Source organism: Mycobacterium sp., assembly GCF_004298145.1.
Taxonomy (GTDB): Bacteria; Actinomycetota; Actinomycetes; order Mycobacteriales; family Mycobacteriaceae; genus Mycobacterium.
The window spans coordinates 166,457-185,359 of record NZ_SCRH01000039.1 but is presented as its reverse complement, the minus strand read 5'-3'; the positions used below and the strand labels follow the sequence as shown (position 1 = coordinate 185,359).

Here is an 18,903-nt window from a genome sequence, read left to right as displayed (position 1 = left end):
AGCTCGACACCCGCGCCCTGCCGGCACCGGAATACCAGGACGTCGACCGGTACCGGGCGCCGGCGAGCGCGATCGAGGAGATCCTGGCCGGCATCTACGCCCAGGTGCTGGGGGTGGAGCACGTCGGTGTGGACGACTCCTTTTTCGACCTGGGCGGGGATTCGCTGTCGGCGATGCGTCTGATCGCGGCCGTGAATACCGGCTTGAATGCCGGGGTTTCGGTGCGAGCGTTGTTCGAGGCGCCCACCGTGGCCCAGTTGGCGCCGCGCCTCGACGGTGGTTCGGAGCGGCTTTCGCGGGTGGTGGCGGCCGACCGGCCGGCGGTGGTGCCCTTGTCGTTTGCGCAGTCCCGGTTGTGGTTCATCGATCAGCTACAGGGGCCCTCGCCGATGTACAACATGGCGGCGGCGCTGCGGCTGCGCGGGCCACTGGACGTGAAGGCGCTGCGTTGCGCGCTGGTCGATGTGGTGGCCCGCCACGAGAGTTTGCGCACGGTTTTCGCGGTGTCCGACGGGACGCCACAGCAGGTGGTGATACTCGCTGAGCGGGCAGATGTCGGGTGGGACGTGGTTGACGCCGCCGGCTGGTCGCCGGCACGGATAAAGGAGGCCGTTGATGCCGCAGCTGGTTATGCATTTGATCTGTCAGCCGAAATACCCTTGCAGATACAGCTTTTCCAACTCTCCGACGACGAGCATGTGTTGGTGGCGGTGGTCCATCATATTGCTGCGGATGGTTGGTCGCTGAATCCGCTGGTGCGCGATTTGGGGGTCGCCTATGCCGGCCGCTGCGCCGGACGGCCTCCCGACTTGTCGCCGCTGGCGGTGCAGTACGTCGACTACACGCTGTGGCAACGCGCCCAATTCGGTGACCTCGAGGACCCGGAGAGCCCCATCGTCGGGCAGCTCGCTTATTGGGAGCGAACCCTGGCGGGGTTACCCGAACGGGTTGAGTTGCCGACGGATCGGCCGTATCCGTTGGTGGCCGATCACCGCGGCGCCCGTGTGGACATCGACTGGCCGGCCGAGTTGCAGCAACGAGTCCGCGCGGTGGCGCGGACGCACAACGCCACCAGCTTCATGGTGGTGCAGGCGGCCCTGGCGGTGCTGCTGGGCAAGGTCACCGCGACTTCCGATGTGGCGGTGGGCTTTCCGATCGCAGGGCGGCGAGATCCCGCGCTGGACGAGTTGGTGGGCTTCTTCGTCAACACGTTGGTGCTGCGGGTCGATCTGGGCGGCGACCCCAGCGTCGCCGAAGTGTTGGCCCGGGTGCGGCGACGCAGCCTGGAGGCCTACGAAAACCAGGACGTGCCGTTCGAGGTCTTGGTGGAGCGGCTCAACCCCGCCCGCTCTTTGACGCACCATCCGCTGGTGCAGGTGATGTTGGCCTGGCAGACCGAGGATCCCGCCGAACTGAGGCTGGGTGAGCTGCAGGTCACCGCGGTCCCGGTGGAGACCCGCACCGCGCGTACGGATTTGACGTTTTCCTTGTTCGAACGCTGGAGCGGCGACGGTCGGGCCGCCGGCATCGGCGGCACCGTCGAGTTTCGCACCGACCTGTTCGACGCGGACAGCATCCAGGCGCTGACCGAACGGTTGCGGCGGGTGTTGGTCGCCATGACCGACGACCCGGGCCGCCAACTCTCATCGATCGACGTGCTTGACGACGACGAGCATGCCCGCCTCGACGTACTGGGCAATCGTTCGGTGTTGGGCCGGCCGACGGCGGGAGTGTCGATTCCGGCGCTGTTCGGTGCGTGGGTGCAGCGTGTGCCGCGGGCGACGGCGATCAGTTGCGGCGGCCGTTCGTGGACGTATGAGCAAGTGGAGTCGGACGCGAATCGGCTGGCGCACTTGCTGGTTGACCGGGGTGTGCGCCGCGGCCAGGGCGTGGGCGTGTTGTTGGAGCGCTCGGCCGAGGCCATCATCGCGATTTTGGGAGTGCTGAAGGCGGGCGCGGCCTATGTGCCGTTGGATCCGGCGGTGCCCACGGCGCGGATCGCGTTCATGGTCGCCGATTCCGGTGCGCGGGTGGTGGTGACCAGCGCGGGGCTGCGGTCGCGGCTCGGCGACTTCGGCGGAGTCGTCGTCGAGATCGACGATCCGGCCTTGGCGGCGTGTCCGGGCTCTGTGGTGGCCGGGGCGGGGCCGGGGTCCGACGATGTCGCGCACATGATCTACACCTCGGGCACCACGGGCAGGCCCAAAGGGGTGGCGGTCAGTCACGCGAACGTGACGCAGCTGTTTGCCGCCCTGGACGCCGGCGTGGAGCTGGGCCCGGATCAGGTGTGGAGCCAGTGTCATTCGCTGGCGTTCGATTTCTCCGTGTGGGAGATCTGGGGTGCGCTGCTGCACGGCTCGCGGCTGGTGGTGGTGCCCGAGTCGGTGGCGCGTTCGCCGGAAGAGTTGCATGCCTTGCTGGTGGACGAGCGCGTGACGGTGTTGGCGCAGACGCCGTCGGCGCTGGGGATGTTGTCACCGCGGGGACTGGAGTCGCTGACGTTGGTGGTGGGCGCCGAGCCGTGTCCGGGTGAGCTGGCGGATCGGTGGGCGCCCGGTCGGGTGATGGTCAACGTGTATGGCCCCACGGAGACCACGATGTGGGTGTCGCACAGTGCGCCGTTGGTGGCGGGGTCGGGGCCGCCACCGATCGGGTCGCCGGTGGCCGGCGCGGCGCTGTTTGTGCTGGATGGGTGGTTGCGTCCGGTGCCCGCCGGGGTGGCGGGGGAGTTGTACGTCGCCGGTGCCGGGGTGGGTGCCGGTTATCTGGGTCGGTCGGGGCTGACGGCGGCGCGGTTTGTGGCGTGTCCGTTCGGTGGGCACGGGGTGCGGATGTATCGCACCGGGGACATCGTCCGGTGGCGCAACGACGGGCAGTTGCAGTATGTGGGCCGCGCCGACGAGCAGGTCAAGGTTCGTGGCTATCGCATCGAGTTGGGCGAAATACGCGCTGCGCTAGCCGAATTGGAGGGGATTGAGCAAGCCGCGGTGATCGCCCGCGAAGATCGTGCCGACGCCTTGCGTCTCGTCGGCTATGTGACCGGAGCCGCCGACTCCGCCGACATTCGGGCCCGGTTGGGTCGGCGGCTCCCCACGTACATGGTGCCCTCGGCGGTGGTGGTGCTCGACGCGATGCCGTTGACGGTCAACGGCAAGCTGGACACCCGAGCCCTGCCCGCCCCGGATTATCAGGGCGGCGAACGGTACCGGGCACCGGCGAGCGCCCTCGAGGAGACCCTGGCCGGCATCTACGCCCAGGTGCTCGGTGTCGACCGCGTCGGCGTCGACGACTCCTTCTTCCACCTCGGCGGCGACTCGCTCTCGGCGATGCGGCTGATCACCGCCGTCAACGCCGATCTGGACGCCGGCCTGACCGTCCGATCGGTGTTCGAGGCACCCACCGTCGCCCAGCTGGCGCCCCGGGTCGAGGCCGATGTCGGTCGCGCCGGACGGTTGGCGGCCGGCGCGCGGCCCGTGCTGGTGCCGCTCTCGTTCGCGCAATCCCGCCTGTGGTTCATCGATCAATTGCAGGGGCCGTCGCCGGTGTACAACATGGCGGTCGCCCTGCGGCTGCGCGGGCGCCTGGATACCGACGCGATGGGCGCCGCCCTGGAAGACGTGGTGGCCCGCCACGAAACCCTGCGGACGCTCTTCCTGGCACCCGAGGGTGCGCCCCAGCAGGTGGTGCTGCCGGCCGGGCGGGCCGACGTCAACTGGCAGGTCGTCGACGCGACGCGGTGGCCGGCGTCCTGGCTGGCGGAGGCCACCCAGGAGGCGGCCCGCTACACCTTCGATCTGGCCACCGAAATACCTTTGCGGGCATGGCTTTTCCACACCGACGAGGAAGAGCACGTGTTGGTGGCGGTGGTCCACCATATCGCCGCGGACGGGTGGTCACTGACCCCGCTGGTGCGCGATCTGGGGGCGGCCTACGCCGGCCGCTGTTGCGGGCAGGCCCCGGACTGGGCGCCGCTGCCGGTGCAGTACATCGATTACACACTGTGGCAACGCGCCCAATTCGGTGACCTCGACGATCCGAACAGCCCGATCGCGGCGCAACTGGACTATTGGGAACAGACCCTGGCCGGACTGCCGGAACGCGTTGAGCTGCCCACGGATCGGCCATACCCGTTGGTGGCCGATTATCGCGGGTCCAGTGTGGAGGTGCAGTGGCCGGCCGCGCTGCAGCAACAGATCGCCGAGGCGGCGCGGGCACACAACGCCACGAGTTTCATGGTCGTCCAGGCGGCGCTGGCGGTGCTGTTGTCCACATTGAGCGCGAGTTCCGATGTGGCCGTGGGGTTCCCGATCGCGGGCCGGCGCGACCCGGCGCTGGACGAGGTGGTCGGGTTTTTCGTCAACACCCTCGTGCTGCGGGTAGACCTGAGCGGTGACCCCAGCATTGCCGAGCTGGTGGCCCGGGTACGTCAGCGCAGCCTGGCGGCCTACGAACACCAAGACGTTCCCTTCGAGGTGCTGGTGGAACGCCTCAACCCCACCCGCAGCATGGCCCACCACCCGCTGGTCCAGGTCATGCTGGCCTGGCAGAACAACGATCCCGTCGACATCAGCCTGGGCGACGTGCAGGTGACGCCGCAGCCGCTGGAAGCCCGGGTCGCCCGCATGGATCTGGTCTGGTCGCTGGCCGAACACTGGAACGCCGATGGCGAGCCCGCCGGCATTCACGGGACGGTAGAGTTCCGCACCGACGTCTTCGACGCGGCCAGCATCGAGACGCTCGTCAGGCGGTTGCAACAGGTGTTGGCCGCCATGACCGCCGACCCCGCCCGGCCGCTTTCAGCGATCGACGTCCTCGACGCATCGGAGCACGCCCGCCTCGACGTGATCGGCAATCGCGCCGTGTTGAACCAGCCGGCCACCGGACGGGCGTCGCTTCCGGCGCTGTTCGCCGCGCAGGTGGCCCGGGCTCCCGAGGCGGTCGCGATCACCTGCGGCGAGCGGTCGTGGACCTACCGCGAACTTTACGAATCCACAAATCGGTTGGCGCACTTGCTGGTTAGCCGCGGCGCGGGATCAGGACAACGGGTGGCGGTGGTGATCCCACGGTCGGCCGAGGCGGTCGTGGCGATCCTGGCGGTGCTCAAGACCGGGGCGGCGTATGTGCCGATCGACCCGGCACTGCCGGCCGCCCGCATCGAATTCATGCTCGCCGATGCCGCCCCGATCGCGACGATCAGCACGGCCGCACTCCGGCCCCGCCTGAACAATCCCGCTCTCATCATCGACATCGACGACACGGCCCTGCACACCCAACCCGCCACCGGATTGCCGCACCCGGCGCCCGACGATATCGCTTACATCATCTACACCTCCGGAACCACCGGCGTTCCCAAGGGGGTGGCGGTCACGCACCACAACGTCACCCAGCTGTTGCGGTCATGGGATGCCCAACTGGGCCTCGGACAGGTGTGGAGCCACTGTCATTCCCTGGCTTTCGACTTCTCGGTCTGGGAAATCTTCGGCGCCCTCCTGCGCGGCGGACGCCTCGTCGTCGTACCCGACGACATCGTCCGCTCACCAGAAGACCTGCACGCGTTACTGATTGACGAAAACGTCACCGTGTTGAGCCAGACCCCGTCGGCGGTGGCGGCCCTCTCGCCGCAGGGACTGGATTCGGTGGCGCTGGTCGTCGGTGGTGAGCCGTGCCCGGTCGAGGTGATGGATCGGTGGGCGCCCGGACGGGTGATGATCAATCAATACGGTCCGACCGAGACCACGATGTATGCGGCGATGACGCCGCCGCTGACGGCGGGTTCCGCACCGGTGCCGGTCGGTTCGCCGGTGCCCGGGGCCGCGTTATTCGTGCTGGATCAACGGTTGCGCGCGGCGCCGCCCGGTGTGGCCGGCGAGCTCTACATCGCCGGCCGCGGGGTCGCCGCCGGTTATCTGGGCCGGGCGGCGTTGACGGCGTCACGGTTCGTCGCGTGCCCGTTCGGTGGGTACGGATCGCGGATGTATCGCAGCGGCGACCTGGTGCGCTGGGGCGCGGACGGGCAGCTGGAATACCTCGGGCGCGCCGACGAACAGGTCAAGATCCGCGGCTACCGCATCGAACCGGACGAAATCCGTTCCGCGCTCACCGAATTGGACGGTGTCGAACAGGCCGCGGTGATAGCCCGTGGAGACCACCCCGCCGCCTCGCGACTGGTGGCCTATGTGACCGGCACGGCCGACCCGTCCGGGATTCGGGCGCGGCTCGCCGAGCTGTTGCCGCCCTACATGGTGCCGTCGGCGGTGGTGGCGCTCGATGCGCTGCCGCTGACGGTCAACGGCAAGCTCGACACCCGCGCCCTGCCCGCACCGGAATACACCGTGAGCCGGTACCGGGCCCCGGCCGACGCGATCGAGGAGATCCTGGCCGGCATCTACGCTCAGGTTCTCGGACTCGAGCGGGTCGGGGTGGACGACTCGTTCTTCGACTTGGGTGGGGACAGCATCCTGTCGATGCAGGTGGTCGCCCGCGCACGGGCCGCCGGCGTAATGTGCCGGCCCCGCGATGTTTTCGTCGAACAGACCGTGGACCGGCTGGCGCGGGTGGTCACGCTGGCCACCGGCGAGGACGACGTGGGCGACGAGGGGATCGGCCCCGTGGTGGCCACCCCCATCATGCGCTGGCTGCAGAACATGGACGGCCCCGTCGAACAGTTCAACCAGACCGTGGTGCTGTCGGCTCCCGCCGGGGTGAGCCAAGCCGACGTCGCGGTCGTGCTGCAGGCGTTGCTGGACCGCCATCCCACGCTGCGGCTCTGCGTCGACGACGACGGCGCCGGAGGCTGGGACTTGCACGTTCCCGGGGTGGGTTCGGTGGACGCCCGCGCCTGCCTGCGCACCGTCGACGCGCTCTCGGATGCGGAGCTCCTCGACGCCCGGTCACGGCTGAACCCGGGCGCGGGCGTGCTGCTGTGTGCGGTATGGGCAAGTGAGACAAGCCAATTGGCGTTGATCATTCACCACCTGGCCGTCGACGGGGTGTCGTGGCGGATCCTGATCGAGGACCTCAACATCGCCTGGGCGCAGCATCGCCGCGGCCGGCCCATCGAGCTGCCCGCGGCGGGCACCTCGTTCGCGCGCTGGTCGTCGCTGCTGGCCGAGCACGCGACGAGCCCAGGGGTGATCGAGCAGGCCGATGCGTGGCGACGGATCATCGAGACGCCGCCGGTGCTGCCCGCCGCCGAGCCGTGGGACACGTATGAGACGGCCGGGCAGCTGTCGGCGTCGCTGGACGTCGAGACGACCCGCCTGCTGCTGGGGGAGGTGCCCGCGGCGTTCCACGCCGGCGTGCAAGACATTCTGCTGATCGCCTTCGGGTTGGCGTTCACCGAGTTCCTGGGGGTGGCCACGCCGATCGGCGTCGACGTGGAGGGTCACGGGCGCGGCGAGGAGCTGGGCCCGCGCGTGGACCTGTCGCGCACCGTGGGGTGGTTCACCGCCAAGTACCCGGTGGCCCTGAAGGTCGGGGGGTGCGTGGGCGGCCTGTCGTGGCACCAGGTGATCGGCGGTGACGCGGCGCTGGGCCCGGTGATCAAGGACGCCAAGGAGCAGCTGCGCGGTCTGCCCGACGGCCTCAGCTACGGATTGTTGCGTTACCTGAATCCCGAAGTGGCGCTGGATGGTTCGGATCCGGTCATCGGGTTCAACTATCTGGGCCGCGTCGGGGGAGCGGCCGCCGAATTATCCGACGAGCTATGGAAACTCAGCACGAACAGTCCGGCGTTGACTGCCGCGGTGGCGGCGGTGGCGCTGCCGTTGCCGCACACGGTGGAGCTCAACGCGGGCACCATGGACACTGAGGACGGCCCGCATCTGCACGCCAACTGGACGTGGGCGTCCTCGGCGCTGACCCACGACGAAGTAACCCGGTTGAGCCAGTTGTGGTTTGAGGCCCTGGCCGGTATCTGTGCGCACGTGCGCCGCGGCGGCGGCGGGTTGACCCCGTCCGACATCGTTCCCGCCCGGCTGGACCAGCAGCAGATCGACCAACTCGAACAGCGCTACGACATCGCCGATGTCTTGCCGCTGACCGCGCTGCAGCACGGACTGCTGTTCCATTCGACCACGCAACCCGATGGTGACGTGTACGCGGTGCAGCTGAACATCACGCTGCGCGGCGCCCTCGATTCGCAGCGGCTCCACCGGGCCGTGCAGACCGTCGTCACCCGCCACCCCAACCTCGCGGCCCGGTTCTGTCCGGACTTCGGCGACCCGGTGCAGATCATCCCGGCCGCACCCGAGCCGGCCTACCGGTACGTCGAGCTCGACGGCCGCGACGTCGACGAGCAGGTCGAGCGGATAGCCGCCGCCGAACGCGCCGCGGTGCGCGACCTCGGCAGCGAACCCCCCTTGCGGGCCGCGCTGATGTGCGTCGCGGACAACGAATTCCGGTTCGTGCTCACCGTCCATCACATCGTGATGGACGGCTGGTCGCTCCCGGTCCTGCTGCAAGAAGTCTTCGCCTGCTATTACGGGTCGCGGTTATCGGCGGCGCCGCCCTATCGCAGCTTCGTCACCTGGCTGGCCGGCCGAGACGTCGCGGCGGCGCGCGCGGCGTGGCGCGAGGTGCTCGACGGTTTCGACACCCCCACCCTGGTCGGCCCGGCGGGTCGCGTGGAACTCGGGCGGCGCGGGGTGGCCTCACTGCGGCTCTCCGCCGAAACCACCAGCGCGCTCGGCGAACTCGCCCGCTCCAGTCGCACCACCGTCAACACCGTCCTGCAGGCGGCCTGGGCGCAGCTGCTGATGTCGCTGACCGGCCGGCACGACGTCGCCTTCGGTACCGCGGTATCCGGCCGGCCGGCCGAGCTGCCCGGCGCCGAATCCATGGTGGGCCTGCTGATCAACACCGTGCCGGTGCGCGCCCGCGCTGCCGCGGCAACCACCGTCGCCGAATTCCTGGGTCAGCTGCAACGCGCGCACAACGACACCGTGGAGCACCAGCACCTGGCGCTGAACGAAATCCACCGCGTCGCCGGACACGACCAGCTGTTCGACACCCTGCTGGTGTACGAGAACTATCCGGTCGACGCCGCCGCGCTGTCGGCGGCCGACGAGTTGACCGCCACCGAATTCACCAGCCACGACTACAACCACTACCCGCTGTCGCTGCAAGCCGTGCCGGGTGAGGAACTGCGCCTGCGCATCGAATTCGATTCCGGCGTGTTCGACCTGGCCACCGTCGACACGCTGATCGAACGGCTGCGGCGGCTCCTGGTCGCCATGCCCGCCGATCCGGCCCGACGGTTGTTGTCACTGGACGTGCTCGATGCGCCCGAACATGCCCAGCTACAACTGTGGGGCAATCGGGCGGCATTGACCGAGCGGCCGCGCGTCCCGGTATCGATCCCGGAACTGTTCGCCGGCCAGCTGTCCCGCGTTCCCGACGCGGTGGCGGTCACCTTCGAGGGCCGTTCGATGACGTATCGGGAACTCGACGAGGCATCGAACCTGTTGGCGCACAGATTAATTGAATTCGGCGCGGGCCCGGGTGAGTGCGTGGCGCTGCTGTTCTCCCGCTCGGCCGAGGCGATCGTCGCGATCCTCGCGGTGCTCAAGACCGGGGCTGCGTATCTGCCGATCGAGGCGGCCCTGCCGGCGGCGCGTATCGAGTTCATGCTCGGCGACGCCGCGCCGATCGCCGCGGTCACCACCGCCGGCCTGCGCGCCCGGCTGGACGGGTTCGACCTGCCGGTCATCGATGTCGACCGGGCGGCCGCCGACATCCGGCCCGCCGGCCCGTTGCCGATGCCCGCACCCGAGAACATCGCCTATCTGATCTACACCTCGGGGACGACCGGTGTCCCCAAAGGGGTTGCGGTCACCCACGATAACGTCACCCAGTTGCTGGAATCGCTGCACGCGCCGCTGCCCGAGGCGGGGGTGTGGTCGCAATGCCATTCCTACGGCTTCGATGTCTCGGTCCAGGAAATCTGGGGCGCGCTGGCCGGCGGTGGCCGGTTGGTGGTGGTGCCCGAGTCGGTGACGCGCTCTCCGGACGAGCTGCACGCCCTGCTGATCGCCGAGAACGTCAGCGTGCTGAGCCAAACCCCGTCGGCGTTGACGGCGTTGTCACCGCGAAAGCTGGACTCGGCGTTGATCATCGGTGGTGAGCCGTGCCCGGCCGCGCTCGCGGACCAATGGGCCCCGGGGCGGGTGATGATCAATGCCTACGGCCCGACGGAAACCACCGTGGACGCGGTGCTCAGTGCGCCGCTTTGCGCGGGAGCCGGATCGCCGGCGCTGGGGTCGCCGGTTTCCGGGGCGGCGTTGTTCGTGCTGGACGGCTGGTTGCGGCCGGTGCCCGCCGGTGTGGTCGGTGAGCTGTACGTCGCGGGGCACGGGGTCGCGGTCGGTTATGCGCGTCGCGCCGGTCTGACGGCCTCGCGGTTCGTGGCGTGCCCGTTCGGCGCGCCCGGTGAGCGGATGTATCGCACCGGCGATGTGGTGCGCTGGGGGCTGGACGGCCAGCTGCACTACGTCGCCCGCGCCGACCAGCAGGTCAAGATTCGCGGTCACCGGATCGAGCTCGGCGAAATCCACGCGGCGCTCACCGAATTGGACGGGGTGGGACAGGCCGCGGTGATCGCGCGCGAGGACCGGCCCGACGCCTTGCGGCTGGTCGGCTACATCACCGGCCCCGCCGATCCGGCCGAGCTCCGCAGCCGGCTGGCCGAGCGGTTGCCGGCCTACCTGGTGCCGGCCGCGGTGGTGGCGATCGAGGCGTTGCCCCTGACACCCAACGGCAAGCTCGATACCGCGGCTCTGCCGGCGCCCGAATACACCGGCGGTCGGTATCGGGCCCCGTCCACGCCCACCGAGGAGATCCTGGCGGGCATCTATGCCCGGGTGCTGGGGCTCGAGCGGGTCGGCGCCGACGACTCCTTCTTCGACCTGGGCGGGGATTCGCTGTCGGCGATGCGGGTGATCGCCGAGATCAACACCGGCCTCGACGCGCACCTCGGGGTGCGAATGTTGTTCGAAGCACCCACGATCGGCCAGCTGGCGGCGCACGTCGGCGCGGGCGGGGGCCGGTTCGCCGGGGTGGTGGCGCGCCTGCGGCCGGCGGTGGTGCCGTTGTCGTTCGCGCAATCGCGGTTGTGGTTCATCGATCAGCTGCACGGACCGTCACCGGTGTACAACATGGCGGCGGCGTTGCGGCTGAGCGGACACCTGGACGCTGACGCACTGGGCGCCGCGCTCGGCGATGTGGTGGCGCGGCACGAGAGTTTGCGCACGGTGTTCGCCGCGACCGAGGGGGTACCCCAGCAGGTGGTGGTGCCGCCCGCGCGGGCCGATGTCACATGGCGAACCATCGACGCCACCGGCTGGTCAACGGCCCGGCTGGACGGTGCGATCCGCGACGCCGCCCGCCACACATTCGACCTCGCGACCGAAATCCCGTTGCGGGCCCGGCTTTTCCGCCTCGACGACGAGGAGCACGTGTTGGTGGCCGTCGTGCACCATATCGCCGCCGACGGGTGGTCGCTGACCCCGCTGGTGCGCGACCTGGCGCTGGCCTACACCAGCCGGTCGCTCGGGGAGGCGCCGGACTGGGCGCCCCTGCCGGTGCAGTATGTCGACTACACGCTCTGGCAGCGCGGCCAATTCGGCGACCTGGAAGACCCGCACAGTCCGATCGCGGCGCAGCTGGCGTACTGGGAGCGGTCGCTGGCCGGGCTGCCCGAGCGGCTGGAACTTCCCACCGATCGGCCCTACCCGCTGGTTTCCGATTACCGCGGGGCCAGTGTGGCCGTGGACTGGCCGGCGGAGCTGCAGCAGCGGGTGCGCGCGGTGGCGAGCGCGCACAACGCGACCAGCTTCATGGTGGTGCAGGCCGCCCTGGCGGTGCTGCTGGCCAAGATCACCGCGAGTTCCGATGTGGCGGTGGGCTTCCCGATCGCCGGGCGGCGCGACCCGGCCCTCGACGACGTCGTGGGGTTCTTCGTCAACACGCTGGTGCTGCGCGTCGACCTGCGCGGAGACCCCACGATGGCCGAACTCCTGGCCCGCGTTCGCCAACGCAGCCTGGCCGCCTACGAACACCAGGACGTGCCGTTCGAGGTACTGGTCGAACGGCTCAACCCCACCCGCAGCCTGGCGCATCATCCGCTGGTCCAGGTCATGCTGGCCTGGCAGAACAACGAACCCACCGACCTGAGCCTCGGCGATCTGCGCGTCACCCCGCTGCCGGTGGACACCCGCACCGCGCGCACCGACCTGGCCTGGTCGTTGGGCGAACGCTGGAGCGCCGACGGCCGGCCGGCCGGCATCGGCGGAGCCGTCGAGTTCCGCACCGACGTGTTCGACACCGCCACCATCCAAACGCTGACCGAGCGATTGCAGCGGGTGTTGACGGCCATGACCGCCGACCCCGCGCGGCGGCTGTCGTCGATCGACGTGCTCGGCGCCGACGAGCGCGCCCGCCTCGACGCGATCGGCAACCGCGCGGTGTTGACCCGACCGCCGAACGCCACGGCTTCGATCCCGGCACTGTTCACCGACCAAGTGGCGCGTAGCCCGCAGGCGGTGGCGCTGACCGCCAAAGGCCGCTCGATGACCTATCGCGAACTCGAGGAGTCCGCGAACCGCTTGGCGCACTTGCTCATTGACCGGGGTGCGGCGCCGGGACAGTGCGTGGCGCTACTGATGGAACGCTCACCCCAGGCGGTCACCGCGATCTTGGCGATCCTGAAAGCGGGGGCCGCGTACCTGCCGATCGACCCGGCGGTGCCCGACAACCGGGTGGCCTTCATCCTGACCGACGCCGCGCCGATCGCCGCCATGACCACGACGGATCTGCGCGCCCGGCTGGACGGCTTCACGGGAGCGGTCATCGACGTCGACGACCCCGCCGCGCAAACCCGGCCCGCCGGCGCCCCACCGGCGCCGGCGCAGGAGAACATCGCCTACGTCATCTACACGTCGGGCACGACGGGAACCCCCAAGGGCGTGGCGGTCACCCACCACAACGTCACCGAGCTGCTGGCCTCACTGCACGACCGGCTGGCGCCGGCGACGGGGGTGTGGAGCCAGTGCCATTCGCTGGCCTTCGACTTCTCGGTGTGGGAGATCTTCGGTGCGCTGCTCGGCGGCGGTCGGCTGCTGGTCGTGCCCGACGAGGTGGTGCGCTCACCGGAAGACCTGCGCGCCTTGCTGATTGCCGAGAACGTCAGCGTGCTGAGCCAGACCCCGTCGGCGTTCTCGGCGCTGCAGAGCGCGGACGGTGCGCAATCGGGTCAGCGACTCAACCCGCAGACCGTCGTGTTCGGTGGCGAAGCGCTGGTTCCGCAGCGGCTGGGCAAATGGCTGGACAACCATCCCGGACGCCCGCGGCTGATCAACATGTACGGCATCACCGAGACGACGGTGCATGCCTCGTTCCGCGAGATCGTTGACAGCGATGTCACTAATGCCGATGCCCATGCGAGCCCGATCGGGATGCCGTTGGCGCATTTGGGTTTTTTCGTGCTGGACTCGTGGCTGCGCCCGGTGCCCGCCGGTGTGACGGGCGAACTGTACATCGCCGGCGGCGGGGTCGCCGCGGGGTACCTGGGCCGCGCCGGATTGACGGCGTCGCGGTTTGTGGCGTGCCCGTTCGGCGCGCCCGGGGCGCGCATGTATCGCACCGGGGATTTGGTGCGTTGGAGCCCGGGCGGGCAGTTGCACTATCTCGGTCGCGCCGACGAACAGGTCAAGATTCGCGGCTACCGCATCGAGCTCGGCGAAATCCACGCGGCGCTCACCGAATTGGATGGCGTCGAGCAGGCCGCGGTGGTCGTCCGCGAGGACCGCCCCGCCGACAGGCGGCTCGTCGGCTACGTCACCGGTGCCGCCGATCCGGGCGAGATCCGCGCCCGGCTGGCCGAGCGGCTACCGGCCTACCTGGTCCCGGCCACGGTGATGGCCGTTGACGCATTGCCGTTGACGCCCAACGGAAAACTCGACACCCGCGCGCTGCCCGCGCCGGACTACTCGCGCTGGTCTCACGGTACCGACCATTATCGCGCCCCGGCCACCGCCGTCGAGCAGGCCCTGGCCGACATCTACGCGCACGTTCTGGGCGTGGAGGGTGTCGGGATCGACGACTCCTTCTTCGACCTCGGGGGGGATTCGCTGTCGGCCATGCGGCTGGTCGCGGAGGTCAACGCCGGCCTCGATGTCCACCTCGGCGTGCGGGCCTTGTTCGAGGCGCCCACCATTCGCCGGTTGGCGGCGCGACTGGGTGCCGACGGCGGCGGTCGCATGCCGCTGGTGGCCGCCGAGCGGCCGGCGGTGGTGCCGCTGTCGTTCGCCCAGTCGCGGCTGTGGTTCATCGGCCAATTGCACGGGCCGTCACCGGTGCACAACATGGCGATCGCTTTGCAGCTGCACGGGCGGCTCGATGGTGAGGCGTTCGGCGCCGCGCTGGCCGACGTGATGGCGCGCCACGAAAGTCTTCGGACGATGTTCCCGGCGCGCGAGGGAATACCGCGGCAACTGGTCATCGAGGTGGACGAGGCCGATTGCGGCTGGCAGATCAGTGACGCGCGCGGGTGGTCAGCCACCCGGTTGGGTAAGGCCATCGAGACCGTGGTGGGTCACCGGTTTGACTTGGCCATTGAAATTCCCTTGCGGGCATTGCTTTTCCGACTGAACGACACCGAACACCTGTTGGTGGCCGTGGTGCACCATATCGCCGCCGACGGGTGGTCGCTGACTCCGCTGGTGCGCGATTTGGGGGAGGCCTATGCCAACCGCTCGGCCGGTTGCCCCCCGGACTGGGCGCCGTTGCCGGTGCAGTACGTCGACTACACGCTCTGGCAGCGCGCCCAGTTCGGTGAACTGCAGGATCCGCACAGCCTGATCGCCGGGCAGGTGCGGTATTGGGAACACACCCTGGCCGGAATGCCCGAGCGACTCGAGTTGCCCGCCGACCGGCCGTATCCGTTGGTGGCCGACTTCCGCGGGGCCAGTGTGGCCGTGGACTGGCCGGCGGAGTTGCAGCAGCGGGTGCGCGCGGTGGCTAATGCGCACAACGCGACCAGCTTCATGGTGGTGCAGGCCGCCCTGGCGGTGCTGCTGGCCAAGATCAGCGCGAGTTCCGATGTGGCGGTGGGCTTCCCGATCGCAGGGCGGCGCGACCCGGCCCTCGACGACGTCGTGGGGTTCTTCGTCAACACCCTGGTGCTGCGCGTCGACCTGGCCGGTGACCCCACCATCGCCGAGGTATTGGCGCACGTGCGCGCGCGCAGCCTGGCCGCCTACGAGCATCAGGACGTGCCGTTCGAGGTACTGGTGGAACGCCTCAACCCGACGCGTAGCCTGGCGCATCATCCGCTGGTGCAGGTCATGTTGGCCTGGCAGAACACCGACACCGCCGACCTGAGTCTCGGCGACGTGCGCGTCACCCCGCTGCCAGTCGACACGCGCACCGCCCGCATGGATCTCGCGTGGTCGCTGGCCGAACGCTGGAGCGCCGACGGCCGGCCCGAGGGGATCGGCGGAGCCGTGGAGTTCCGCACCGACGTGTTCGACACCGCGACCATCGAAGCGCTGATCACCCGGCTGCACCGCGTGCTGATGGCCATGACCGCCGAGCCCGCGCGGCGGCTGTCGTCGATCGACGTGCTCGGCGTCGACGAGCACGCCCGCCTCGACACGATCGGCAACCGGGCGGTGTTGGATGGCCCGTCACGCCCACCTGTGTCGATCCCCGAGGTGTTCGCCGGGCACGTCGCGCGTACCCCGGAAGCGGTGGCCATCACCCACGGAGCGGATTCGTGGACATATCGCGAACTAGACGAATCCGCAAATAGGTTGGCACGCTTCTTGATTGGCCATGGAGCGGGGCCGGGGCAATGCGTGGCAGTGCTGATGGAGCGCTCGGCGCCGGCCGTCGTCGCGATCCTGGCGGTGCTCAAAACCGGGGCCGCCTACGTGCCGATCGACCCGGGCCTGCCGGCGGCCCGGATCGACTTCATGCTCGGCGATGCGGCGCCGGCGGCGGCGATCACCACCACCGAGTTACGTTCGCGCCTAGGCGATTCCGGACCGCTGGTCATCGACATCGATGACCCGTCGATCCAGACCCGGCCCGCTACGGCGCTGCCGGCGCCGGCGCCGCATCACATCGCCTACACCATCTACACGTCGGGTACGACGGGAGTTCCCAAGGGCGTGGCGGTCACCCACCACAACGCCACCCAGCTGTTCGCCTCCCTGGGCGCCGCCGGTTTGCCCGCGGCGCCGGGCCGGGTCTGGAGCCACTGCCATTCCCTGGCTTTCGACTTTTCGGTGTGGGAGATCTTCGGTGCGCTGCTGGGCGGCGGCCGGGTGCTGGTCGTGCCGGACGAGGTGGTGCGCTCCCCGAAAGACCTGCACGCCTTGCTCGTTGCGGAACGGGTCGACATGCTGACCCAGACACCGTCCGAGGCGGCGATGCTCTCGCCGGAGGGTCTGGACTCGGCGGTGCTGGCCGTCGCGGGTGAAGCGTGCCCGGTCGAAGTGGTGGAGCGGTGGGCGTCCGGACGGGTGATGGTGAACGTCTACGGCCCCACCGAGATCACGATCGTCGCGGCCGTCAGCGCGCCCCTCACCCCGGGACCCGAAGTGCCGCCGATCGGTTCGCCGGTGTCCGGGGCCGCGTTGTTCGTGCTCGACGGATGCCTGCGGCCGGTGCCCGCGGGCGTGGTCGGCGAGTTGTATGTGGCCGGTGACGGCGTATCGACCGGCTACCTGGGCCGGCCCGGCCTGACCGCGTCGCGGTTTGTCGCGTGCCCGTTCAGTGGCTCCAGTGGGGCCGGTGCGCGCATGTATCGCACCGGGGACCTGGCGTGGTGGGGTTCCGACGGGCAGCTGCGCTATGTCGGGCGCGCCGACGAGCAGGTCAAGATCCGTGGGTATCGCATCGAGCTCGGCGAAATTCAGGCCGCGCTGGCCGCCCTGGACGGCGTCGAGCAGGCCCTGGTGATCGCCCGCGAGGACCGCCCGGGTGACAAGCGGCTGGTGGGGTACATCACCGGAACGGCCAACCCGCCCGAGGTCCGCACCCTGCTGGCCGAACGCCTGCCCGCCTACATGGTGCCGGCCACGGTGATGGTGTTGCCCGCGCTGCCGCTGACGCCCGGCGGCAAGCTCGACACCCGCGCCCTGCCCGCCCCCGACTACCAGGGCGGCGAGGACTACCTCGCCCCGGCCACCGCGGTCGAGGAGATCCTGGCCTGGCTCTACGCCCAGGTCCTGGGCCTGGAGCGGGTCGGGGTGCAGGAGTCGTTCTTCGACTTGGGTGGGGATTCCCTGTCGGCCATGCGCCTGGTCGCCGCGATCTACAACGCCCTCGACATCCACCTGCCCGTCCGCGCCGTCTTCGAGGCGCCGTCGGTGCGCAGCCTGAGCCAGCAGCTCAACCGCGATCCCGGCGCGGCGGAGGGCCGACAGGGCGACTTCGCGTCCGTGCACGGCCGCGACGCCACCGAGGTGTACGCCTGCGACCTGACGCTGGACAAGTTCATCGACGCCCCGACCCTGGCCGCCGCGCCGGCGCTGCCGGGCCCGAGCGCCGAGGTCCGCACGGTCCTGCTCACCGGGGCCACCGGCTTCCTCGGCCGTTACCTGGTGCTGCAATGGCTGGAACGGCTGGAACTGGCCGACGGAAAGCTGATCTGCCTGGTGCGGGCCACCTCGGACGAGGACGCGCGGCGCCGGCTCGAGCGGACCTTCGACAGCGGAGACCCCGCCCTGCTGCGGTATTTCCACGAACTGGCCGCCGACCATCTTGAGGTCATCGCCGGCGACAAGGGCCACGCCAACCTCGGCCTGGACGAACAGACCTGGCAGCGGCTGGCCGACACCGTCGACCTGATCGTCGACTCCGCGGCCGTGGTCAACGGCGTGCTGCCCTACGGCGAACTGTTCGCCCCCAACGTCGCGGGCACCGCCGAGCTGATCCGGCTGGCGCTCACCACCAAACTCACGCCGTACACGTATGTGTCGACGGCCAACGTGGGCGACCAGATCGAGCCGGCGGCCTTCACCGAGGACGCCGACATCCGGGTGGCCGGCCCGATCCGCACGATCGACGGCAGCTACGGCAACGGCTACGGCAACAGCAAGTGGGCCGGCGAGGTGTTGCTGCGGGAGGCCCACGACCTGTGCGCGCTGCCGGTGGGGGTGTTCCGCTGCGACATGATCCTGGCCGACACCACGTACGCGGGCCAGCTCAACCTGTCCGACATGTTCACCCGGTTGCTGCTCAGCGTCGTGGCCAGCGGCGTCGCACCGGGCTCGTTCTACCAGCGCGACGCGGACGGCAACCGGCAACGCGCCCACTTCGACGCCCTGCCGGTCGAGTTCGTCGCCGAATCGATCACCACGCTGGGCGCCCAGGTGGGCCGCGATTCCGCCGCGGGGTTCGAGGGGTTCGAGACCTACCACGTGATGAACCCGCACGACGACGGCATCGGGCTCGACGAGTACGTCGACTGGGTCATCGAGGCCGGTTACCCGATCGAGCGGGTCGACGACTTCGGGGAGTGGCTGCACCGGATGGAGGCCGCGCTGCACGCCCTGCCGGAGCGACAGCGCCACCAGTCGGTGCTGCAGCTGTTGCAGCTGCGCAACGCGCAGCATGTGCCGCCGGCGGACCCGGCTCGCGGCTGCCTGGGGCCGACGGGGCGGTTCCGCGCCGCGGTGCAGGAAGCCAAAATCGGCCCCGACAACGACATCCCGCACATCAGCGCGCCGGTGATCGTCAAATACATCACCGACCTGCAGCTGCTCGGACTGCTCTGAAAGGCATTGGCCGGTAGCGGTTTTCGGTGAGGTCGGCCGAATCCGTCGTCGTCGCGGGTCCCGCTGGCTACCATGACCGATAGAACGCGACGGTCCCGCCGTACAGAGGAGTGCTCATCCG

At 69.7% G+C, this 18,903-nt stretch carries 1 protein-coding gene; it reads left to right on the top strand.

Features of this window, described 5'->3' with window-relative positions; all coding sequences use genetic code 11:
- Nucleotides 1-18,782: non-ribosomal peptide synthetase (locus EPN51_RS16145; RefSeq protein ID WP_293044333.1), on the top strand; the 18,782-nt coding region annotated here is incomplete at its 5' end.
- Nucleotides 18,783-18,903 lie beyond the last annotated feature (121 nt).